The organism is Mycobacterium paraffinicum, from assembly GCF_001907675.1.
In the GTDB taxonomy this organism is placed as follows: Bacteria; Actinomycetota; Actinomycetes; order Mycobacteriales; family Mycobacteriaceae; genus Mycobacterium; species Mycobacterium paraffinicum_A.
The window spans coordinates 1-21,551 of sequence record NZ_MPNT01000059.1; the positions used below are offsets into that span (position 1 = coordinate 1).

A 21,551-nucleotide genomic window follows, 5' to 3' on the forward strand; every position below is an offset into this window, starting at 1 on the left:
CCCCGCCCCCCGCCCCCGAGCTCACCCAGCGCCACGCCCCCCCCCCGCCGGCCGGCTGCTGGGGCTGCGACCGGCGACGACGGACTACACCGTCGAACGCGTGCGGGTGCCCATGCGCGACGGGGTCGACCTGGTGGCCGATCATTACGCACCGGCCACCGCGTCGGCCGCCGGCACCGTGCTGGCCCGGGGGCCCTACGGGCGCGCGTTGCCGTTCTCGCTGCTGTTCGGGGCGCTGTACGCGAGCCGCGGCTACCACGTCGTGCTGCAGAGCGTCCGCGGCACGTTCGGGTCGGGCGGGGATTTCGAGCCAATGGCCAACGAGGCCGCCGACGGCGCCGACACCGTGGCCTGGCTGCGCGACCAGCCGTGGTTCACCGGCAGCTTCGCCACCGTCGGCCTGTCCTACCTCGGGTTCACCCAGTGGGCGCTGCTGACCGATCCCCCGCCGGAGCTGGCCGCGGCCGTCATCACCGTGGGACCGCACGATTTCAACGAATCCGTCTGGGGCACCGGCTCGTTCGCCATCAACGACTTCCTGGGCTGGAGCGACATGGTGGCCCACCAGGAGGATCCGGTGAGGGCGCGGGCCGCGCTGCGCCAGCTGCAGAACCGCAGCAAGGTGGCGCAGGCGGCCCTCGGGCTCCCGGTCGGTGAGACGGCCCGCGCGCTGCTCGGTGCGGGCGCGCCGTGGTTCGAGTCGTGGGTCGAGCGCACCGACCCCGGCGACCCGTTCTGGGACGCGCGGCGCTGCGCCGATGCGCTGGATCGCGTCGACGTGCCCGTGCTGTTGGTCGGCGGCTGGCAGGACATCTTCGTCAGGCAGACGCTGCAGCAATACGCGCATCTGCGCCGGCGGGGCCTCGACGTCGCGCTCACCATGGGCCCCTGGACGCACGCGCAGGTGCTCACCATCGGGCTGGGCACCTGCATGCGGGAGTCGCTGGATTGGCTGGACACCCACCTGGGCGGCGCGCCCGCGGGCCGGCCCAGCCGGGTGCGGGTCTGCGTCACCGGGCAGGGCTGGCGCAACGTGGCCGACTGGCCGCCGGCCACCTCCGAACGCGCGCTGTACCTGCGGCCGGGCGGCCACCTTGGCGAGACGGCGCCGACGGGCCTGACGCGGCTGGCGCCGGCCACCTTCCGCTACGACCCCGCCGACCCGACACCCACCACGGGCGGCCCGCTGCTGTCGCCGAACGGAGGCTACCGCGACGACAGCCGGCTCGCCGCGCGCGACGACGTGCTGGCCTTCACCAGCCTCACCCTCACCCAGGACCTGTGCGTCTACGGGAGCCCGGTGGTCGAGCTGGCGCACGGGGCGGACATTCCCCACGTCGACCTGTTCGTGCGGGTGAGCGAGGTCGACGCCAAGGGCCGATCGAAAAACGTCAGCGACGGCTACCGGCGGCTCGAGGCCGCCGCCAAGAACTCGAAGAAAACCGTCCGCATCGAGCTCGACGGCACCGCCCACCGCTTCCGCGCCGGATCCCGCATCCGGGTGCTGATCGCCGGCAGCTGGTTCCCCCGTTACGCCCGCAACCTGGGCACCGACGAGCCGATCCTGACGGGCCGGCAGTCCAAGCCTGCCACCCACACCGTGCGGTACGGCCGATCCCGGCTGCTGCTGCCCGTCGGTCCGCTCGACCTGTCAGCCAACGGCGCGGCGGACGCGGGCGGCGACCTCGGCTAGCGCGGCTTCATCGTGAACGGGCGGCGCGAACGCCGCCCGCACCGGCAGCCGCACCCAGCTTTTGCAGCCGCCGTACTCGGGCGTGCGGCTGACGTCCACCGCCTCGGCCAACGGGTGCACCGACACCACCAGCACCGCGAGCTTGTGCTTCGGGCGGAAGTCGAGCCGGTCGGCGCGCACCGAATCGGCGGTCCAGATGTGCAGGTCCTCGATCGCGGGCAGGCCTTCGGGCCGGTTAACCGGCACCGCGGCAACGACTTTCGCGGCCGCCCGGATCACCAGACGATCCTCGGTGCTGTCGGCGGCGGCCCCCTCCAGCAGGTCACGATGCTCGGCCCGGACGCGCTCCGCGTGGCTGTGCGCGACCGTCGGGAACAGCAGGAACTCGTCGGCGGCCAGCTCGAAGCGCTTCTCCCCGATGCCGCCCTTGCGCAGCAGCACCTGCTGCCGCCCGTCCAGCAGGGCATGCACCGCCGCGCCCCACTCCTTGAGCGCGGGCGTCGTGGTTCCGGTGGCGGCGGCGCGGGTCATTGCGGCCCGGCCAGCCGGGCGATCACGCCGGGCCGTCGCAGCGGCGGGACGGTCCTGGGCGGCTGACGCCGCGGGGGCAGCGCCGCCAACAACCGCGTCGTCGTCTCGGTGACCTCGGAGACGGCGGCTTCGAAGGCCTCGGCGTTGGCCGCGTTCGGACGCGTGATGCCGCTGACCTTGCGCACGTACTGGCGCGCCGCCGCCGCGATCTCCTCGGGCGTGGCCGCCGGCTGCAAGCCCCGCAGCTCGGTGATGTTCCGGCACATGGGATCCACGATAGGCGCCGCGAGCCATCCCTCTACGGTGAACACATGACCGACGACATCCTGCTGATCGAAACCGACGAGCGGGTGCGCACCCTGACCCTCAACCGGCCGCAGTCCCGCAACGCGTTGTCCTCGGCACTGCGGGACCGGTTCCTCGGGGCCCTGACCGACGCGGATGCCGACGAGGACGTCGACGTCATCATCGTCACCGGCACCGACCCGGTGTTCTGCGCGGGCCTGGACCTCAAAGAGCTGAGCGGTTCCTCGGCGCTGCCGTACATCTCCCCGTGGTGGCCGGCGCTGAGCAAGCCGGTCATCGGTGCGATCAACGGCGCCGCGGTGACCGGCGGGCTGGAGCTGGCCCTTTGCTGCGACATCCTGATCGCCTCCGAGAACGCCCGGTTCGCCGACACGCATGCCCGGGTCGGCCTGCTGCCCACCTGGGGGCTGAGCGTGCGGCTGCCCCAGAAGGTGGGCGTCGGGCTGGCCCGACGCATGAGCATGACTGGGGACTACCTGTCGGCGGCCGATGCGCTGCGCGCCGGACTGGTGACCGAGGTGGTGCCGCACGACCAGCTGTTGGGCACCGCCCGCGCGGTGGCGGCGTCGATCGTCGGCAACAACCAGGACGCGGTGCGCGCGCTGCTGGCGTCCTATCACCGGATCGACGACGCGCAGACCAGCGCGGGGTTGTGGCAGGAGGCGACGGCGGCCCGCCAGTTCCGGACCAGCGGCGACGACATCGCCGCCAACCGCGAGGCGGTGCTGCAGCGCGGGCGGGCGCAGGTCCGTTAGCCGCCCCCGATCCCGATGACGCAATTTCCGCCGCCTCAGCGGCGAAGGCGAGCGACCGCGGACATCGTCGCGACCGTGCTGCTGTTCGTCGCGCAGCTGGTGGTCAGCGCCGGGGCCGTCGCCTTGGCGGTGTTGTCCTCGATGTGGTTGATGCTGCCGATATGCAGCGACAACTGCGACAGCCCCGGGGTCACCCACTTCGTCCACCGCACGTTTGGCGGGGCGGTCGTCATCGTCGGGGGAATTGCCGTGGCGCTGCTGGTGTCATGCATCGGGGCGCTGATCGCCGGCGCGCGCGGGCGCCCGGGGATGTGGAAGTGGCCGGCATTAGGCCTGGTCACGGCCGTTGGGTCGGTTTTGATCGCCGTTGGTTTATGGGTGAACTGAAGCCAACCCATACGATCAGCTGATGCGCGCGGTCGTCGACGTCACGGTGAGGGTCCTGGTGGGCGCCCTGGCGCTCACGTTCGCGATCGCGGGCCCCGCGCCGCGCGCGGCCGCGCAGCCGCCCGGCTTTCCCAGCCTGGACGGTTTCGCCCCCGTCCCGGCGGACGGTTACGTGGTCAGCTCCGGACCGGGCACCCCGCCCCGGATCAGTTTCTCCACCCCGTACTCGCTGGCGTGCGACTTCTACGGCGGCCCGGCGCCGGCGCCGCAGCCGTCACAGGACATCAAGTGCAAGGGCGACATGCCCGGGATCGACGACGTTCCCGTCCTCGGCGGGCGGCCACACCCGGGCGATTGCCTGGTGGGTTCCGCCGAGTTCAAGGGGCCGGGCTATCAGTTGAGCCGGATGTCCTACGGCGGGTGTGACGGCAGCCCCGCGGCCCTGCCGCCGGGCGGCAAGTTGCTGGGGGCGGGTCAGAAGCTGACGTACCTCAACGTCACGTGCGCCGTAGGGGCCGACAACCTGGTGGCCTGCCTGGACACCACCAGCGGCGACCACGGATTCGTGCTGCAGCGCTCGGGCAGCTGGGCGTTCTAGCCCAGGGCGCTGCGCAGCGAGGCCACCGCCTCCTCGATCGGGCCGCTGGTCGAATAGCCGGCGGCCAGCCGGTGACCGCCCCCGCCGAACCCGGACGCGACCGCCGCCAGGTCCACTTCGGCCTTGGCCCGCATTGACACCGACCATCGCAGCGGGTCGACTTCCTTGAACACCGCGGCCACCTCCGCCTGCTGCGTGGTGCGCACGATGTCCACGATGCTCTCGACTTCCTCCGGGCGCGAACTGACCCAATCCTGGTGCCGGACAACCGCATACACCAGTCCGCGGCCGCCGGCGGCGTCGGGCAGCAGGTGCGCGGAGCCCAGCACCCGGGAGAGCAGCGGCAGCCAGTTGAAGGGGTGGCTGTCCATCAGCGTCCGGCTGATCGCCGCGTTGTCGACCCCCGCCTCGACCAGCCGCGCCGCGAGCCGAAGGGCGCGGGCGGTGGCCCAGCGGAAGGACCCGGTGTCGGTGGTCAGCCCGGCGTAGATGCAGTGCGCGACGTCCGGGTCGATCGGCTTGTCCCACGCGTCGAGGATGTCGGCGACCAACATCGTGGTCGAATCCGCCGACACGTCAACGAAGTTCGCGGTCCCGAACAGCTCGTTGGAGGCGTGGTGGTCGATCACCAGCAACTCCGGGCCCGCACCGGCCAGATCGCTCAGCGCGCCGAGCCGCTTGACGCTCGGAACATCCACGGTCACAACCAAATCGACGTCGCGCCGCATCGTGTCCGCACCGACCAGCAATCCACAGCCGGGCAGCGACGCCAACGATTCCGGCAGCGTCGCCGGCTCGGCGAAACCGACCTCGACACTCTTGCCGCACTTGTCCAGCACCAAGCCCAGCGCCAGCCCGGCGCCGATGGTGTCCGCGTCGGGGTGGACATGGGCAACCACCGCGATACTTTCGGCGGCGGAAAGTAATTCGACCGCGCCGCGGGCGTCGACGCGTGCTCCGGCTCCCGCGGCGCGGGACGGCTCAGTCTTCGCGTCGGTCGTCGTCACCGGTGTCCCCGTCGCTCGAGCCGCTGGCACGGTACGGATCCGCATCCCCGGCCGGCTTGGCCCCCGAGCGGACACGCGCCAGGTCGGCGTCCGCGGCGCGGACGCGCGCCAGCAACTCGTCCATCCGCTGCACGGTATCCAGCGTGGTGTCGCGGGTGAACGTCAGCGTGGGCGTGAAGCGCACGCCGGTGCCCGCCCCCACCATCGTGCGCAGCGCACCCTTGGCCCGCTCCAGTGCGGCCGCGGCGGCGGCGTAGTCCGGCTCGTCGTCCAGGGTGCGGCCCATCACGGTGTAGAACACCGTCGCGTCGTGCAGGTCGGCGGTGACCTTCGTGTCGACGATGGTCACCCCGTCCAGGCCGGGATCCTTGATCTCGAACTCGATCGCCGAGGCGACGATCGTGTTGATGCGTTTGGCCAATCGGCGCGCCCGGGCCGGGTCGGCCATCAGGCGCGCTCCTTCTCGACGAGCTCGTAGGACTCGATGATGTCGCCTTCCTTGATGTCGGAGTAGCCCAGCGTCATACCGCACTCGAAGCCCTCGCGGACCTCGGTCACATCGTCCTTCTCCCGTCGCAGCGAGTTGATCGTGAGGTTCTCGGTGACAACCACGTTGTCCCGCAACAAGCGGGCCTTCGCGTTGCGCCGCACCACCCCGGAGCTGATCATGCAGCCGGCGATGATGCCCACCTTCGAGGACCGGAAGATCGCGCGGATCTCGGCGCGACCCAGCTCCTTCTCCTCGTAGATCGGCTTGAGCATGCCGCGCAGGGCCTTCTCGATGTCGTCGATCGCCTGGTAGATGACCGAGTAGTAGCGGATCTCCACGCCCTCGCGGTTGGCCAGCTCCGTCGCCTTCCCTTCGGCGCGCACGTTGAAGCCGATGATCACCGCGTCCGACGCCGACGCCAGGTTGACGTTGGTCTCGGTGATGCCACCGACACCGCGGTCGATGACGCGCAGTTCCACCTCGTCGTCGACCTGGATGCCCATCAGGGCCTCCTCGAGCGCCTCGACCGTACCGGCGTTGTCGCCCTTGAGGATCAGGTTCAGCTGGCTGGTTTCCTTCAGCGCCGAATCCAGGTCCTCCAGGCTGATCCGCTTGCGCGACCGCGCCGCCAGCGCGTTGCGCTTGCGGGCGCTGCGCCGGTCGGCGATCTGGCGGGCGATGCGGTCCTCGTCGACGACCAGGAAGTTGTCACCGGCGCCGGGCACCGACGTGAAGCCGATGACCTGCACCGGCCGCGACGGCAGCGCCTCCTCGACGTCCTCGCCGTGCTCGTCGACCATGCGGCGAACACGACCGTAGGCGTCGCCGGCCACCACCGAGTCCCCGACCCGCAGCGTCCCGCGCTGCACCAGCACCGTGGCGACCGGGCCGCGGCCGCGGTCCAGGTGCGCCTCGATGGCCACACCCTGGGCCTCCATGTCGGGGTTGGCCCGCAGGTCCAGGGCGGCGTCGGCGGTCAGCAGCACCGCCTCCTCGAGCGCCTTGATGTTGGTGCCCTCCTTGGCGGAGATGTCGACGAACATCGTGTCGCCGCCGAAATCCTCTGCCACCAAGCCGTATTCGGTGAGCTGCCCGCGGATCTTCGCCGGGTCGGCACCCTCCTTGTCGATCTTGTTGACCGCCACCACGATCGGCACGTCGGCCGCCTGCGCGTGGTTGATGGCCTCCACCGTCTGCGGCATCACGCCGTCGTCGGCGGCGACCACGAGGATCGCGATGTCGGTGGCCTTCGCCCCGCGGGCACGCATGGCGGTGAACGCCTCGTGACCGGGGGTGTCGATGAAGGTGATCAGCCGCTCGGTGCCGTCGAGGTCGACGGACACCTGGTAGGCGCCGATGTGCTGGGTGATGCCCCCGGCCTCGGCCTCGCGGACGCTGGCGTTCCGGATGGTGTCCAGCAGTCGGGTTTTACCGTGGTCGACGTGACCCATCACGGTCACCACCGGCGGCCGGGTCTGCAGGTCTTCCTCGCCGCCCTCGTCCTCGCCGTAGGTCAGGTCGAACGACTCCAGCAGCTCGCGGTCCTCGTCCTCCGGGCTGACGACCTGGACGACGTAGTTCATCTCGCTGCCCAGCAGCTCGAGCGTCTCGTCGCCGACCGATTGCGTGGCCGTCACCATCTCGCCCAGGTTGAACAACGCCTGCACCAGCGAGGCCGGGTTGGCGTTGATCTTGTCGGCGAAGTCGCTCAGCGACGCGCCGCGGGCCAGCCGGATCGTCTCGCCGTTGCCGTGCGGCAACCGCACGCCGCCGACGACCGGCGCCTGCATGTTCTCGTACTCGGCGCGCTTCGCCCGCTTGGACTTGCGGCCGCGTCGCGGCGCACCGCCGGGACGGCCGAACGCGCCGGCCGCGCCGCCGCGCTGACCGGGGCGGCCACCGCCGCCACCGCCACCGCCGGGACGGCCTCGAAAACCTCCCGCGCCGCCGCCACCCCCGGGCGGGGCGCCGACGCCGCCACCACCGCCGCGGTAGTTGCCGCCGCCACCGTCACGACCGCCGGGACCGCCCGGACGTCCACCACCGGGCCGCGGGGCTCCGGGCCGGGCCGGGCGGCCCTGACCAGCGGCGCCGCCGGGGCGGGGCGGCATGCTGCCGGGCGAAGCGCCGGGGCGCGGGGCGCCGGGCCGGGGCGCGCCCGGGCGGGGCACCGGGCGCGGGATCGGCCGGTCGACGGGCTGCGCCGAGGAGAACGGGTTGTTGCCGACGCGCGGGGTGCGCACCCCGGGCTTCGGCGCCGGACCGGGGCGCGGACCCGGCGTCATGCCGGGTTGGGGTGCGGGCTGGGCGGTCGGCTGGCCGGGCGCGGGTGGCTTCGGCTGACCCGGCTGTCCCGGCGCGGGGCGGCCGGGCACCGGACCGGGACGCGCCGGCGCTTCCGTGGGCGCGGGCGGGGCGGCCTGCGCCGTCGTCGGCGCGCCGGCGGCCTCACCATTGCCGATGGCCTTGTCGAGAGCCTGGTCGAGCGATTTGTCCGGCCCCTTGGCGGGAGCCTTGGCGGCTGCCTTGGGCGCGGTCTTCTGGGGAGCCGCCTTGCCGCCCCCGAAGGATTCGCGCAGTCGACGAGCGACCGGCGCCTCCACCGTTGACGATGCGGATTTTACGAATTCGCCCTGTTCATTCAGCCGGGCGAGAACTTCCTTGCTGGTAACACCGAGTTCCTTAGCCAACTCGTGTACGCGGGCCTTACCTGCCACTACATCTCCTGTCTGGGAGGCGACAGTCGTGGGGCCGCGCCTCCGGGTTTAGCTATGACGCATGGTCATCGGGACTTCACGGTGTGCTCATGTTCTTTGCTGCCTCTTCTGTTGATGCCGAGACGATCGGGCGCGCCTAGAGACTCTAGGTGCTCGACCACCGCGGACACGTCCGGTGAACCGGCGATGCGCAGCGCTCGCGTGAAAGCCCGCCGCCGAATCGCCTGTTGCACGCACTGCGATGCGGGATGCAGCCATGCACCCCGCCCCGGCAGGCTACTCCTGGTGTCAACGATCACGGCATATTCGCCGTTCCCGCGCGACACAGCCACTACGCGAAGCAGTTCGACGGCCAACTCTCGCTCCCGGCACCCGACACACGTTCGGACTGGTCCGTCCACACGCCTGTGCGCCCGGGCCGGAGGCTCACGCTGGATCACGGCTCAGTCTAGCGTCACATACCCGATCGTCAGAACCGCCCGACGGTGCCGGGCGCTCTCGCCCGCGGCGGCCATGGCGGGCGGGGTTGCTGGGCTAACGCTCGTGCGCCATCGGATGCGTGGCGCCGTGTTCGGGGTGGGCTTGTGAATGCGCCTCGGAACCGCCCGGCGTATCGCCGCGGATGTCGATGCGCCACCCGGTGAGCCGCGCGGCCAACCGCGCGTTCTGGCCTTCTTTGCCGATGGCCAGCGACAGCTGGAAATCGGGCACCACCACGCGGGCGGCCCGCGCGTTCGGGTCGATGATCGACACGGAGACCACCTTGGCCGGCGACAACGCGTTGGCGACGAACCGCGACGGGTCCTCGTCGTAATCGATGATGTCGATCTTTTCCCCGGAGAGCTCGCTCATCACGTTGCGCACCCGCTGGCCCATCGGGCCGATGCAGGCCCCTTTCGCGTTCAGGCCGGGAACGTTGGACTTCACCGCGATCTTGGAGCGGTGGCCGGCCTCGCGGGCCACCGCGACGATCTCGACCGAGCCGTCGGCGATCTCGGGAACCTCCAGGGAGAACAACTTGCGCACCAGGTTGGGATGCGTCCGCGACAGCGTGATCATCGGCTCCCGGGCACCGCGGGTCACACCGATCACGTAGCAACGCACGCGGTTGCCGTGTTCGTAGCTTTCGCCGGGGACCTGTTCGGCCGCCGGGATCACACCCTCGGAGGCCTTGGTCTCGGTGCCCATCCGCACCACGACCAGACCGCGCGCGTTGGCGCGGCTGTCCCGCTGGATGACGCCCGCGACGATCTCCCCCTCGCGGGTGGAGAACTCGCCGTAGGTGCGCTCGTTCTCCGCGTCCCGGAACCGCTGCAGCATGACCTGCCGCGCGGTGGTCGCGGCGATGCGCCCGAAACCCTCGGGGGTGTCGTCCCATTCGCTGATGACGTTGCCGTCCTCATCGGTCTCGCGGGCGACGACGCGAACGACACCGGTCTTGCGGTCGATCTCGATGCGCGCATCGTTCTGGTGGCCCTCGGTGTGCCGGTAGGCGGTGAGCAGCGCCGACTTGATCGTCTCGAGCAGCTCGTTGACCGAGATGCCCCGATCCACCTCGATGGCATGCAGCGCCGCCATGTCGATATTCATCAGCGCCGCTCCTTCCTGTCGGGACGGCTCGCCAGGTCCAGCTCCGCCTGGGCTGGGGGCGAAAACTCCACCTGGACAACGGCTTTGGCGATATCGGCGAGCGGAATGTCGCGCAGCCGGTAGTCGCGGCCTTCGCGGACCACCAGCGCGACGGCGTCATCGTGGGTCTCGCCGACACGGCCCGTTAGCCGCGAACCGTCCGACAGGACGACGTCGACCTTGCGGGCGCGGGCGCGGCGGAAGTGTTTCGCGCTGGTCAGCGGGCGGTCCACGCCCGGCGAGCTCACCTCGAGCACGTAGCGGTCTTCGATGCCGTCCATGCCGTCCATGCCGTCCAGCAAAGTCGACGCCGAGCGCGACAAGATGGCGATGGTGTCCAGGTCGAGGGATTTGTCGCCGTCGGCGACCACCGTGATCCGCGGGGGACGCGTCCGGGCGTCGATGACCACGTCTTCGATCTCGTATCCGGCGCGCGCGAACTCGTCACCGAGTAGCTCGATCACCTGTGTCTGCGAAGGTAGCCCGGTGGTCACGGCGAGCTCCTCATCTTGAGTTGTCCGGTCAGCTGGAGGGCGTCGCCGCCCCGTGGTTTGCGGGCGGCTCCAGTGTCCTAACGGAACGCGAAGGCTGCCGTTCCGCGAGAGCCAGCTATCAACGATACGCCAGGAATCGGCTCTGACGGCCCGTTCGCGCCTGGCTTCGTACCCGCCCGCGCACCGATGGCAGGATGTGTTTGTGTCTAGCGCAGTTCCCCCCGTCAACCGGCGGGGTGTGCTCGCCGGCGGCGTGGCTCTGGCCGCGCTCGGGGTGGTCAGCTCCGCCTGCGGCGAGTCCCCGCCCAAACCCCCGGCCGTCGAAGAGCTGCTGGGGCCGTTGGACCAGGCCCGCAAGGACAGCGCGCTGGCCGGTGCCGCCGCGGCGGCCGTCGGCAACCCACCGCAGATCGCCGCCGCGCTGGCGGTGGTGGCGAATCAACGCGCCGCGCACGCCCGCGCGCTGTCGACGGAGATCTCGCGCGCGGCCGGCAAGATCACCAGCTCGTCGACCAGCGAGACGACGAGCCCCAGCCCGAGCGCGGCCGAGCCGCCGGGCCCGCCACCGCCCCCACCCCCGGTGTCCGATGTGATCAACGCGTTGCGGGCTTCGGCGGACAGTGCCAGCCGCCTGGTGGCGGGGGAATCGGGCTACCGGGCCGGGCTGCTGGCGTCGATCATCGCGTCGTGCACGGCGTCGTACACCGTCGCCCTGGTGCCCGGGGGCCCGTCGATATGAGTTCCGGCAAGGACGCCGACAACGCGGCGCTGTGCGACGCGCTGGCCATCGAACACTCGACGATCTACGGCTACGGCATGGTCTCGGCGCTGTCGCCGCCCAGCGTGAACGGCATGGTGGTGGAGGCACTGTTGCAGCACCGCCAGCGCCGCGACGACGTGATCGCGATGCTGACCGCCCGCAAGGTCAACGCCCCGGTCGCCGCCCCCGGCTACCAGCTGCCGATGCTGATCGGCAGCGCCGCGGACGCCGCGCGCCTGGCCGCCCGGATGGAGAACGACTGCGCGTCGGCATGGCGGGTGGTGATCGAGCACGCCGAGACGGCCGACGACCGCGCCTTCTCCTCGACGGCCCTGACCCAGAGCGCCGTGATGGCCGCCCGCTGGAACCGCGTGCTGGGCGCGTGGCCCATCACCACGAGCTTCCCGGGCGGAAACGACTAGCGCCGCAAGGGATTTCGAGCGCTATCCGCTCAGCGCGGCGGCGATGTCGGTGGCCAGCGACGGCCCGGTGGCCAGCTCGCGCGTCTGCCCGCCGAAGCGGTCACGCAGCTCGACGACGCCGTTGCCCCAGCCGCGGCCCACCACCAGAATCCACGGCACGCCGAGCAACTCGGCGTCCTTGAACTTCACCCCCGGGGACGCCTGACGGTCGTCGAGCAGCACCGCCACACCCAGCCGGTCCAGGTCGGCGGCCAGCTCGGTGGCTCCGGCGCGCGCGTCCGCGTCCTTGTTGGCGATCACCAGGTGCACGTCGAACGGCGAGACCTCCGCGGGCCAGCGCAGGCCCAGCTCGTCGTGGTGTTGCTCGGCGATCACCGCCACCATTCGCGACACCCCGAAGCCGTAGGACCCCATGGTCAGCCGCACCGGCTTGCCGTCCTCGCCGAGCACGTCGACGGTGAAGGCGTCGGTGTATTTGCGGCCGAGCTGGAAGATGTGCGCGACCTCGATCCCCCGGGCCGACACCAGCGGGCCGGCGCCGTCGGGAGACGGGTCGCCGTCGCGCACCTCGGCGGCCTCGATGGTGCCGTCGGCGGTGAAATCCCGTCCCGCCACCAGGCCGACGACGTGCCGGCCCGGCTCGTCCGCCCCGGTGATCCAACTGGTCCCGTCCACCACCCTGGGGTCGACCAGGTAGCGAACCCCGTTGTCCCGCAGGGCTTTCGGGCCGATGTAGCCCTTCACCAGGAAGGGATACCTGGCGAAGTCGGCGTCGTCGAGCAACGCGTATTCGGCCGGCTCGAGCGCCGCGCCGAGTCTCTTGTCGTCGACCTCACGATCGCCCGGCAGCCCGATGGCCAGCAGCTCCCATTCCCCGCCCGGCTGGCGCACCTTGAGCAGGACATTCTTCAGCGTGTCGGCCGCGGTGACGGTGCGGCCGAGGTCGGCGGTGTTGGCCCAGTCCACCAGCGTGGCGATGGTCGGGGTGTCGCCCGTGTCGTGCACCACCGCCTCCGGCAACCCTTCGATGGGCTTGGCGTCCGGGCGGGCGGTGACGACGGCCTCGACGTTGGCCGCGTACCCGGATTCCAGGCAGCGCACGAACGTGTCTTCACCGACGGGGCTCTCGGCCAGGAACTCCTCGGAGGCGCTGCCGCCCATGGCCCCCGAGACCGCGGAGACGATCACGTAGCGCACCTGGAGCCGGTTGAGGATGCGCTGGTAGGCCTCGCGGTGCGCGTGATAGGCGGCCTTGAGCCCGGCGTCGTCGATGTCGAAGGAGTACGAGTCCTTCATCACGAACTCGCGCACCCGCAGGATCCCCGCCCGTGGCCGCGCCTCGTCGCGGTACTTGTTCTGGATTTGGTAGAGCAGCACCGGAAAGTCTTTGTAGGAGCTGTATTCGCCCTTGACGGTCAGGGTGAACACCTCTTCGTGCGTCGGCCCGAGCAGGTAGTCGTTGCCGCGGCGATCCTTGAGCCGGAACACGCCCTCGCCGTATTCGGTCCACCGGTTCGTCGTCTCGTAGGGCGCGCGCGGCAGCAGGGCGGGGAACAGGATCTCCTGCCCGCCGATCGCGTCCATCTCTTCGCGGACGACGCGCTCGATCCGGCGCAGCACCCGCAGGCCGAGCGGCAGCCAGCTGTACAGCCCGGGCGCGACGGGCCGGATGTAGCCGGCCCGGATCAGGAGTTTGTGGCTGGGCACTTCGGCGTCAGCGGGATCGTCGCGCAAGGTGCGCACAAAGAGCTCGGACATCCGGGTGATCACAGCGGGCCAGCCTAGCGGTGCGGGTTCCTGCGACGAGCGTCACGCCAGCGCAACGCTCACGTGCCGACGCCACTCTGGCGTGACGGTCGGCGGCTGAGAGCTACAGCTCGCCGGCGTCGATCGCTTCCTTGACCTCTTGGGCGTGCGCCACCTGTTCGGGCGTGTAGCCGATCAGCAGCGCGGCACCGCCGACTACGACGGCCACCCCGGCCACCCACAGCAGGCCGTAGGTGTAGCCCTGATCGAGCGCGTGCAGCTGGAGGTCGTTCATGATCTTCACCGGGCCGGTCGTGCCGCCCAGGTACAACGTCCGAGAGGTGATGACGGCCTGGATGACGGCGAGCACCAGCGGGCCGCCGAGGCTCTGCAGCATCAACGCGATCGCCGACACCGGGCCGATCTGGTCGAAACCGACGCCGGCGATGGCCGACAGCGTCAGCGGGACGACGCAGATGCCGATGCCGATGCCGCCGACGATGATGGGCAGCACCAGGTTGGGGAAGTAGGGCACGCCGCGGTGCATGAAGCCCCAGCCGTAGAGCATCGCCCAGAACAGCAGGATGCCGCCGCCGATGGTCAGCACCCGGGGCGAGAACCGCGACACCAGTTGCGACGAGACGCCCAGGCCGATCCCCATCGCGATGACGAACGGGATGAAGCCGACGCCGGCGCGCAACGCGCTGTAGCCGAGGATGTCCTGGACGTACAGGCCGATGCAGACGGTCAGGCTGAACATCAGTCCGCCGGCCAGGAAGATCGCGGCGAAGGTGACCAGTCGGTTGCGGTCGCGGAACAGATCGAATGGCACGACGGGGTTTTCGGCGGTCCGCTCGACGATGATGAAGGCGAGCGCGGCGGCCATGGCGACCACTCCGGAGCCGATGGTGGTGAACGACACCCAGCCCTTCTCCGGTCCCATCGAGAAGGCGTAGACGGCCGCGGTGCACGCCAGCGTGGCCAGCATGGCCCCGGTCGCGTCGAGTTTCATTCGCTCGCGGTTGGTCTCGCGCAGCGCGGTGCGGGCCAGGTAGATCATCACCAGCCCGATCGGCACGTTCACCAGGAACGCCAGCCGCCAGGAAACCTCGGTCAGCGCCCCACCGACGACCAGGCCCATCACGGAACCGATGGCGGTCATGGCGGCGAATACCGCCGTCGCGAAGTTACGGGCCGGGCCCTTGGGGAAGGTCGTCGCGACCAGCGCCAGCCCGGTCGGCGAGGCGATGGCGGACCCGACACCCTGCGAGAGCCGCGCGATGACCATGGTCGCCTCGTCCCAGGCGACCGCGCACAGGACCGAAGAGATGGTGAACAACGCGACGCCGACGATGAAGGTGCGCTTGCGCCCGATGGTGTCGCCCAGCCGGCCGCCCAGCAGCATCAGCCCGCCGAATGTGAGCACATACGCGGTGATCACCCAGCTGCGGCCCGCGTCGGACAGGCTCAGTTCGTTCTGGATCCGGGGCAGCGCGACGATCGCGACGGTGCTGTCCATGGTCGCCAGCAACTGCATCCCGCCGATGGCGATCACCGCGGCGATGAAGCGACGGGACGGCAGCCAGGCCGGGTAGTACTTGCTGATGCGGGTGGAGGCGGTCTCCGCCGGGCGCGAGGAGCGCGCCGGGGCCGGACGATCGGGGCGCGCGGACGTGAAGTTCCGCATCGCGCGCTCTGTTTCGTTGAGGGCCGTCATAAAGGGTTACCTTACAGTAATCTTAAGAATCGTTTAAAGCCCGAATCCGGCGACCGGCCCGATCACGATGATCGCGGGAGGTCGGATGCCCTCGGCGCGGATCTTTTCGGGCGTGTCGGCGAGCGTTGCCCGCAAAGTCCGCTGAGCGGCCGTCGTCCCATGCTGGACCACCAGCACTGGAGTATCCGCAGGTCGGCCACCGTTTATCAGCACGTCGGCGAAAAGTTCGATGCGTTCCACGGCCATCAGCAAAACGATGGTCCCGGACATCGCGGCCAACGCATTCCAATTCACTAACGATTCGGGATGATCGGGCGCCAGATGGCCGCTGACCACCACGAATTCGTGATTTATGGCCCGGTGCGTGACCGGAACGCCGGCCAGGGCGGGCACTCCTATGGCGCTCGTCACACCCGGCACCACGGTGACCGGGATCCCGGCGTCGACGCACGCCAGCACTTCCTCATAACCACGGGCGAAGACGAAGGGATCCCCGCCCTTGAGGCGGACGACGAACTTCCCGGAGCGGGCGCGCTCGATCATGACGTCGTTGATGGCGTCCTGCGCCATCGCGCGCCCGTACGGGATCTTGGCGGCGTCGATGACCTCCACGTGGGGCGGGAGCTCGGCCAGCAGCTCCGGCGGCGCGAGCCGATCGGCCACGACGACGTCGGCGTGGGCCAGCAGCCGGCGCCCGCGCACCGTGATCAGTTCTGGGTCACCGGGGCCGCCGCCGACCAGTGCCACCCCGCCGCGCGCCACGTCGGAGCTCACCGCGCTGTCCTGCGCGATGAGCCCGGTCTGCAGCGCTTCGCGGATGGCCGAGCGGATCGCCGCGGAGCGGCGGTGCTCGCCGCCGGCCAGCACGCCGACCGATAACCCCTCGTAGCGGAAGGACGCCGGTGTCACCGCGGTTCCCTCCACGGCGATGTCGGCGCGGACGCAGAAGAGGTGGCGGCGTTCGGCCTCGGCGACGATGGCCGCATTCACTTCCGGGTCGTTGGTGGCCGCGATCGCGTACCAGGCTCCGTCGAGGTCACCGTCGCGGTATTCGCGCAGGGACAACGTGATTCCGGTCATGGCCTCGACCGACCTGGTGGCGCTGCGGGAGATGACGTGGACGTCCGCGCCGCTGGCGATGAGCAAGGGCAGCCGGCGCTGGGCGACCGAGCCGCCGCCGACCACGACGACCTTTTTGCCGGCCAGGCGCAGCCCGGCGAGGTAGGCGTTCTCGGTCACCCGGCAAGCCTAGTGGCGACCGCGAGCGCGGCCGGGGGCCGGGCGAAGCGGGTCGCCCGCCCGGCCCCCGGCCGCGTGCGCGACGAACCGCGCGACGGCCTGCGGCGCCGCGGCCGGATGGGTGTGCAGGTACGACGCGTGCACGCCGCCGTGCACGACGCCGTCTCGCACGGCGTCCGCGTCGTTGCCCCGGTACACCCACGCGGGCTGGTAGCTGTCACTGAAAGTGACTGCGGTCCGGTGGAATTCGTGTCCCACGGCGCGCTGCCCGGCGCTGTACAGCGGCGATTCGGCAACGGCGACGGCGTCGCGATAGGCCAGCGTCAGGTGCGGGGTGAACCGCGCCGACCCGGCCAGCACCCCGCACATCGGGTGACCGTCGAGTTCGGTGGCCAGGTAGATGAGGCCGGCGCATTCGGCGTGGATCGGCGCGCCCGCGGCGGCCAGCTCGTTGATCTGCCGGCGCACCACGTCGTTGGCCGAGAGCTCGGCGGTGAACTGTTCCGGGAAGCCGCCGGGCAGCACCACGGCGTCGGTGCCGTCGGGCAACGAATCAGCGAGGGGGTCGAACTCGACCACGTCGGCGCCGGCGGCCCGAAGCAGCTCGGTGTGCTCGGCATAGGCGAAGGTGAACGCCTTTCCCGCCGCCATCGCCACGGTGGCGCGCGCGCCGGGCGGCTCCCCCACCGCCGTCGCCGGGTCCCAGGTCGCTGCCTCGCGGCTCGCCGCGACCGCAGCCACGGCCGCCAGGTCGACGTGGCGCGCGACCAGATCGGTCATCGCCTCGACGGCATGCCGCGCGCGCCGGCCATACTCCACCGCGGTCACGAGTCCCAAATACCTTGTCGGCAGCTCTAATTCAGCGGCGCGCGGGATAGCCCCCAGCACCGCGACGCCGGCCTGCTCGCAGGCCTGCCGCAGCACGTGTTCGTGCCGGGCCGAACCGACCCGGTTGAGGATCACGCCGCGAACCCGGGTCGCGGCGTCGAAGGTCGAGAACCCGTGCAGCAGTGCGGCGACGCTATGGCTCTGCCCGCGCGCGTCGACCACCAGGATCACGGGTGCGCCCAACAGGCCCGCCACGTGCGCGGTGGAGCCTTCGGCAGGGCCGGTCGCGGCGGGGCCGATTCGCCCGTCGAAGAGTCCCATCACCCCCTCGATCACCGCGATGTCGGCGCCGCCGGCGCCGTGGGCGTACAGCGGACCGACCAGGTTCTCGCCGACCAACACCGGGTCGAGGTTGCGGCCGGGGCGCCCGGCGGCCAGGCCGTGATAGCCGGGGTCGATGAAGTCCGGGCCGACCTTGAACGTTGCCACGACATGACCCGCGCGCCGCAGTGCACCGATCAAACCCGTTGCGATGGTGGTCTTTCCGCTGCCCGACGCCGGCGCGGCGACGACGACGGCGGGGACACTCACCACTCGATGCCCTTCTGCCCCTTGCGGCCCGCGTCCATCGGGTGCTTGACCTTAGTCATCTCGGTGACGAGGTCGGCGGCCTCGATCAACCGCTGCGGGGCATCACGCCCGGTGATGACGACGTGCTGGTGGCCGGGCCGCGCCAGCAGCGTGTCCACCACCTCGTCGACGTCCACCCATCCCCACTTCAGCGGGTAGGTGAACTCGTCCAGTACGTAGAAGTCGTGGCGCTGCTCGGCCAGCCGGCGCGCGATCTCCGCCCACCCGTCGGCGGCGGCCGCCGCGTGATCGAGCTCACTGCCCGCCTTGCGGGACCACGACCAGCCCGCGCCCATCTTGTGCCATTCGACGGGCCCGCCGACGTTGTGCTGCTGGTGCAGTTCACCGAGTCGGGCGAAGGCGGCCTCCTCCCCCACCTTCCATTTCGCGCTCTTGACGAACTGGAACACGGCGACGGAGAGCCCGGCGTTCCAGGCGCGCAACGCCATTCCGAACGCAGCGGTCGATTTTCCCTTGCCCGCGCCGGTGTGCACCGCCAGGACCGGCGTGTTGCGCCGCGCCCTGGTGCTCAGCCCGTCGTCGGGCACCTGGACCGGTCGGCCTTGGGGCATCAGCGATTACCTTCCTCAGGCCGCGTTTCGCACCGCGCGCGTCAGGGAGTCCGCGTGCAACTGCTCGAGGCGCACGGCCGGCGCGCCCAGGTGGCGAGCCAACTGCTCGGCCAAACCCAAACGCACGTAGGAGGTTTCGCAGTCCACCACCACCGCGGCGGCGCCCTCGGCCACCAGTCGGCCGGCCGCCGACCGGGCGCGGCCCAACGGGTCCGGTCCGGCCGTGGCCCGGCCGTCGGTGAGCACCACCACCAGAGGCCGCCGGGCCCGATCGCGCGCCTTCTCCCGAACGATCAACTCGCGCGCGGCGAGCAGGCCCTCGGCCAACGGGGTCTTGCCGCCGGTGTCGAATCGCGCCAGCCGCCGGCCGGCGATGTGCGCCGACGACGTCGGCGGCAGCAGCAGCCGCGCCTCGTGCTGGCGGAACGTGATCACGGCGACCTTGTCGCGGCGTTGGTAGGCGTCGCGCAGCAGCGACAGCGTCGCGCCGCTGACCGCGGCCATCCGATCGCGCGCCGCCATCGAGCCCGAGGCGTCCACGACGAAGATGACCAAATTGCCCTCGCGCCCTTCGCGGATCGCCCGTCGCACGTCGTCCGGACCCGGCCGCAGCGGCCCGGCGCCGGCGCGCTCGGCGGCCGACAGCAGGGTGGCGAACAGGTGCAGCCCGTGCGCGCCGGAGCTCGCGTCGCCGGCCTCTGCGGCCGCGATCACGCTGCCGGTGGCGTTGCGCGCCCGCGACCGCCGCCCGGGCGCGCCGGTTCCGACCCCGGGCACCGTCAACGCCCGGGCGCGGAAGGTCTTCGACGGCGGCGCGCTGGGGCGCGGTGCTTGCGGCTTCTGGGTGGCTGCCGAATTCGGTTGCTCCGCAGTGCCTTCCGGGGATTGTCCGCCGCCTGGCGGGTCGGGTTCGGGCTCGTCGTCGCCGGCTTGCGCCAGCGCCTCGTCGAGCTGGTCGCGGTCGATGCCCGGGTCGTCGAACGGGTCGCGGCGGCGCCGATGCGGCAACGCCAGCTCGGCGGCGACCCGGACGTCCTGCTCTTCGACGGTCTTGACCCCCCGCCAGGCGGCGTGTGCGGCCGCGGTGCGGGCCACCACCAGGTCGGCGCGCATCCCGTCGACGTCGAACGCCGCGCACACCGCCGCGATGCGCCGTAATTCGTTGTCGGGCAGCACCACCTCGCCGACGAGCGCCCGGGCGTCCGCGATGCGCCCGGCCAGCTCCGCCTCGGCCTCGGCGTACCGGGCGACGAACGCGTCGGGATCCGCCTCATAGGCCATGCGCTGCCGGACCACCTCCACCCGCACGTCGACATCGCGCGACGCGTGTACGTCGACGGTGAGGCCGAACCGGTCCAGCAGCTGCGGTCGCAGTTCGCCTTCCTCCGGGTTCATGGTGCCGATGAGCACGAACCGGGCCTCGTGCGAATGGGAGATGCCGTCGCGCTCGATGTGCACCCGGCCCATGGCCGCGGCGTCGAGCAGCACGTCCACCAAATGGTCGTGCAGCAGGTTGACCTCGTCGACGTAGAGCACGCCGCCGTGCGCGCGGGCCAACAGCCCCGGCGAGAACGCGTGCTCGCCGTCGCGCAGCACGCGCTGCAGGTCCAGCGAGCCGATCACCCGGTCTTCGGTTGCGCCGAGGGGCATTTCGACAAGGCCGGCGCCGTCGCCGTCGGTCGCGGCGGACAGCAACGCGGCCAGGCCTCGTACGGCCGTCGACTTCGCCGTGCCCTTCTCGCCCCGGATCAGCGCACCGCCGATCTCCGGGCGCACGGCGCACAGCAACAGCGCGAGGCGCAGCTGGTCGTGCCCGACGATCGCGCTGAACGGATACGGCTTCACGGTAACTCCGTGATGCCGGAAGCGGGGCGGGACGGCTTGAGCATCGGCACGTGCGGAACGCCGTCGTCGACGAAATCTTCGCCGTCGCGGACGAATCCGTGCTGGGCGTACATGTCGGCCAGGTACGTCTGCGCGTCGATCCGGCACGGGTAGTCGCCCACCTCGGCCAGGGCGGCGCGCAGCAGCCGGGTGGTGTGGCCCTGCCCGCGCGCGCTGCGTTTGGTGCACAACCGGCCGATCCGGAACGTCTTCTGGCCGCCGGCGTGTTCCTCCATCAACCGCAGCGTGCAGATCACCTCACCCTCGGGGGTCTCCAGCCAGAAGTGCCGGGTTTCGGCGAGCAGGTCACGCCCGTCCAGCTCCGGGTACGGGCACGCCTGCTCCACCACGAACACCTCCACCCGCAGCTTCAGCAGCTCGTAAAGGGTGCGTGCGCCAAGGTCTTTGGCCCAGGACCGACGCAACGCTTCACTCATGACCGAACCCCCGAATCGGACGTCAACCCCAGCACCTCGGTGCTCCAGGACCACACCTCGTCGTACAACGCCGGCTCGCGGGAAAGCTCGACGCCCAGCGAGGGCACCATCTCTTTGAGCCTCGGCAGCCAGGAGCCATAGCGGCCGGCGAAGCACCGCTCAAGCACCTCGAGCATGGCGGACACCGCGGTCGACGCCCCCGGCGACCCTCCCAGCAGCCCGGCGATGCTGCCGTCGGCGGCCGCGAGCACGGCGGTGCTGAAGTCCAGCACGCCCCCCTTGCGCCGGTCCCGCCGGATCACCTGCACGCGCTGACCGGCGACCGTCAGCTCCCAGTCGGAATCGACTGCGCTGGGGGCGAATTCGCGCAGCATATGAATGCGGTCGGGTTCCGAGAGGCGCAGTTGGCCGAGCAGGTAGTTGACCAGCGTCAGCTGGGTGAGGCCGACACCGAGCATGGACAACGCGTTGTCCGGCTTCACCGAGCGCGGCAGGTCGGACAGGCGGCCGTGCTTCAAGAATTTCGGTGACCACCCGGCGTACGGGCCGAACACCAACCACGACTTGCCGTTGACGTACCGGAGGTCTAGGTGCAGCGCGCCAAGTGGCCGGGCCCCCCGCGCCGTAACCTCGTACACCTTGGCCCCGCTGGCGGCGTCGTGCCCCCGGGTTTTGCTATCCCTGAGACGCCGTCCCCGCGGGAACTCCC

Annotated in this window: 22 protein-coding genes; 6 read left to right on the top strand and 16 right to left on the bottom strand. The window is 71.0% G+C overall.

The annotated features are described in order from the left end of the window. Nucleotides 1-55: 55 nt before the first annotated feature. The gene (locus BRW65_RS30130; RefSeq protein WP_073881035.1) at nt 56-1,693 is read left to right on the top strand and encodes a CocE/NonD family hydrolase; all 1,638 of its coding nucleotides are present in this window, start codon (nt 56-58) and stop codon (nt 1,691-1,693) included. On the opposite strand, the gene BRW65_RS30135 is transcribed toward BRW65_RS30130, so the two are convergent. Then, nucleotides 1,652-2,224, bottom strand: coding sequence for a DUF1802 family protein (locus tag BRW65_RS30135; RefSeq protein ID WP_073881037.1), 573 nt, complete (start codon nt 2,222-2,224; stop codon nt 1,652-1,654). The genes BRW65_RS30130 and BRW65_RS30135 overlap by 42 nt on opposite strands. Beyond that, on the bottom strand, nt 2,221-2,490 hold the full coding sequence (locus BRW65_RS30140; RefSeq protein WP_073881069.1) for a DUF2277 domain-containing protein: 270 nt from the start codon (nt 2,488-2,490) through the stop codon (nt 2,221-2,223). The genes BRW65_RS30135 and BRW65_RS30140 overlap by 4 nt, the downstream gene beginning before the upstream one ends. 45 nt (nt 2,491-2,535) lie before the next feature. Here BRW65_RS30140 and BRW65_RS30145 point away from each other — a divergent pair, with 45 nt between their 5' ends. The 3 genes from BRW65_RS30145 (at nt 2,536) to BRW65_RS30155 (ending at nt 4,270) form a co-directional block, all read left to right on the top strand. Continuing rightward, complete coding sequence (locus BRW65_RS30145; RefSeq protein ID WP_073881039.1) at nt 2,536-3,285, top strand: enoyl-CoA hydratase; 750 nt, start codon at nt 2,536-2,538, stop codon at nt 3,283-3,285. A 75-nt stretch (nt 3,286-3,360) separates the two neighbouring features. Beyond that, on the top strand, nt 3,361-3,672 hold the full coding sequence (locus BRW65_RS30150; protein WP_139273329.1) for a hypothetical protein: 312 nt from the start codon (nt 3,361-3,363) through the stop codon (nt 3,670-3,672). Nucleotides 3,673-3,694: 22 nt separating this feature from the next. Further along, a complete protein-coding gene (locus BRW65_RS30155; protein WP_073881043.1) occupies nt 3,695-4,270 on the top strand; it encodes a hypothetical protein in 576 nt (191 codons plus the stop codon). Here the strand turns inward: BRW65_RS30155 and BRW65_RS30160 are convergent. The 6 genes from BRW65_RS30160 to rimP all read right to left on the bottom strand — a co-directional run bounded on the left by BRW65_RS30160 (nt 4,267) and on the right by rimP (nt 10,607). Further along, nucleotides 4,267-5,277 (bottom strand): DHH family phosphoesterase, encoded by a 1,011-nt coding sequence (locus tag BRW65_RS30160; RefSeq protein ID WP_073881045.1) that lies wholly within the window; start codon nt 5,275-5,277, stop codon nt 4,267-4,269. The genes BRW65_RS30155 and BRW65_RS30160 overlap by 4 nt on opposite strands. After that, nucleotides 5,252-5,725, bottom strand: a complete 474-nt coding sequence (gene rbfA / locus BRW65_RS30165; protein ID WP_073881047.1) for a 30S ribosome-binding factor RbfA — start codon at nt 5,723-5,725, stop codon at nt 5,252-5,254. The genes BRW65_RS30160 and rbfA overlap by 26 nt, the downstream gene beginning before the upstream one ends. Beyond that, the gene (infB, locus tag BRW65_RS30170) at nt 5,725-8,484 is read right to left on the bottom strand and encodes a translation initiation factor IF-2 (protein ID WP_073881049.1); all 2,760 of its coding nucleotides are present in this window, start codon (nt 8,482-8,484) and stop codon (nt 5,725-5,727) included. The genes rbfA and infB overlap by 1 nt, the downstream gene beginning before the upstream one ends. Nucleotides 8,485-8,549: 65 nt before the next feature. Next, nucleotides 8,550-8,924: a YlxR family protein gene (locus BRW65_RS30175; RefSeq protein WP_208611958.1), complete on the bottom strand. Its 375-nt coding sequence runs from the start codon at nt 8,922-8,924 to the stop codon at nt 8,550-8,552. Nucleotides 8,925-9,018: 94 nt separating this feature from the next. Next, nucleotides 9,019-10,074: a transcription termination factor NusA gene (gene nusA / locus BRW65_RS30180; RefSeq protein ID WP_073881051.1), complete on the bottom strand. Its 1,056-nt coding sequence runs from the start codon at nt 10,072-10,074 to the stop codon at nt 9,019-9,021. Continuing rightward, nucleotides 10,074-10,607, bottom strand: a complete 534-nt coding sequence (rimP, locus tag BRW65_RS30185) for a ribosome maturation factor RimP (RefSeq protein ID WP_073881053.1) — start codon at nt 10,605-10,607, stop codon at nt 10,074-10,076. Before rimP ends, nusA begins: the two co-directional genes overlap by 1 nt. Nucleotides 10,608-10,809: 202 nt before the next feature. Between rimP and BRW65_RS30190 the strand changes: the two genes are divergently transcribed. Together BRW65_RS30190 and BRW65_RS30195 are read left to right on the top strand one after the other, a co-directional pair. Then, on the top strand, nt 10,810-11,346 hold the full coding sequence (locus BRW65_RS30190) for a hypothetical protein (RefSeq protein ID WP_073881073.1): 537 nt from the start codon (nt 10,810-10,812) through the stop codon (nt 11,344-11,346). Further along, the gene (locus tag BRW65_RS30195; RefSeq protein WP_067749147.1) at nt 11,343-11,789 is read left to right on the top strand and encodes a ferritin-like domain-containing protein; all 447 of its coding nucleotides are present in this window, start codon (nt 11,343-11,345) and stop codon (nt 11,787-11,789) included. Before BRW65_RS30190 ends, BRW65_RS30195 begins: the two co-directional genes overlap by 4 nt. A 21-nt stretch (nt 11,790-11,810) precedes the next feature. On the opposite strand, the gene BRW65_RS30200 is transcribed toward BRW65_RS30195, so the two are convergent. The 8 genes from BRW65_RS30200 to BRW65_RS30235 all read right to left on the bottom strand — a co-directional run. Continuing rightward, complete coding sequence (locus BRW65_RS30200) at nt 11,811-13,559, bottom strand: proline--tRNA ligase (RefSeq protein WP_073881055.1); 1,749 nt, start codon at nt 13,557-13,559, stop codon at nt 11,811-11,813. Nucleotides 13,560-13,659: 100 nt separating this feature from the next. Next, the gene (locus BRW65_RS30205) at nt 13,660-15,252 is read right to left on the bottom strand and encodes an MFS transporter (protein WP_073881057.1); all 1,593 of its coding nucleotides are present in this window, start codon (nt 15,250-15,252) and stop codon (nt 13,660-13,662) included. Between the two features lie 33 nt (nt 15,253-15,285). Next, a complete protein-coding gene (gene cobA, locus BRW65_RS30210; protein WP_073881059.1) occupies nt 15,286-16,491 on the bottom strand; it encodes a uroporphyrinogen-III C-methyltransferase in 1,206 nt (401 codons plus the stop codon). A gap of 9 nt (nt 16,492-16,500) precedes the next feature. Beyond that, nucleotides 16,501-17,910, bottom strand: a complete 1,410-nt coding sequence (locus tag BRW65_RS30215) for a cobyrinate a,c-diamide synthase (protein WP_073881061.1) — start codon at nt 17,908-17,910, stop codon at nt 16,501-16,503. After that, nucleotides 17,907-18,521: a cob(I)yrinic acid a,c-diamide adenosyltransferase gene (gene cobO, locus BRW65_RS30220; protein ID WP_073881063.1), complete on the bottom strand. Its 615-nt coding sequence runs from the start codon at nt 18,519-18,521 to the stop codon at nt 17,907-17,909. The genes BRW65_RS30215 and cobO overlap by 4 nt, the downstream gene beginning before the upstream one ends. Before the next feature lie 15 nt (nt 18,522-18,536). Further along, nucleotides 18,537-20,366, bottom strand: coding sequence for a magnesium chelatase subunit D family protein (locus BRW65_RS30225; protein ID WP_073881065.1), 1,830 nt, complete (start codon nt 20,364-20,366; stop codon nt 18,537-18,539). After that, nucleotides 20,363-20,842, bottom strand: coding sequence for a GNAT family N-acetyltransferase (locus BRW65_RS30230; RefSeq protein WP_073881067.1), 480 nt, complete (start codon nt 20,840-20,842; stop codon nt 20,363-20,365). The genes BRW65_RS30225 and BRW65_RS30230 overlap by 4 nt, the downstream gene beginning before the upstream one ends. Further along, on the bottom strand, nt 20,839-21,551 hold a 713-nt coding region (locus tag BRW65_RS30235; RefSeq protein WP_139273330.1), incomplete at its 5' end, for a malate:quinone oxidoreductase. The genes BRW65_RS30235 and BRW65_RS30230, both read right to left, overlap by 4 nt.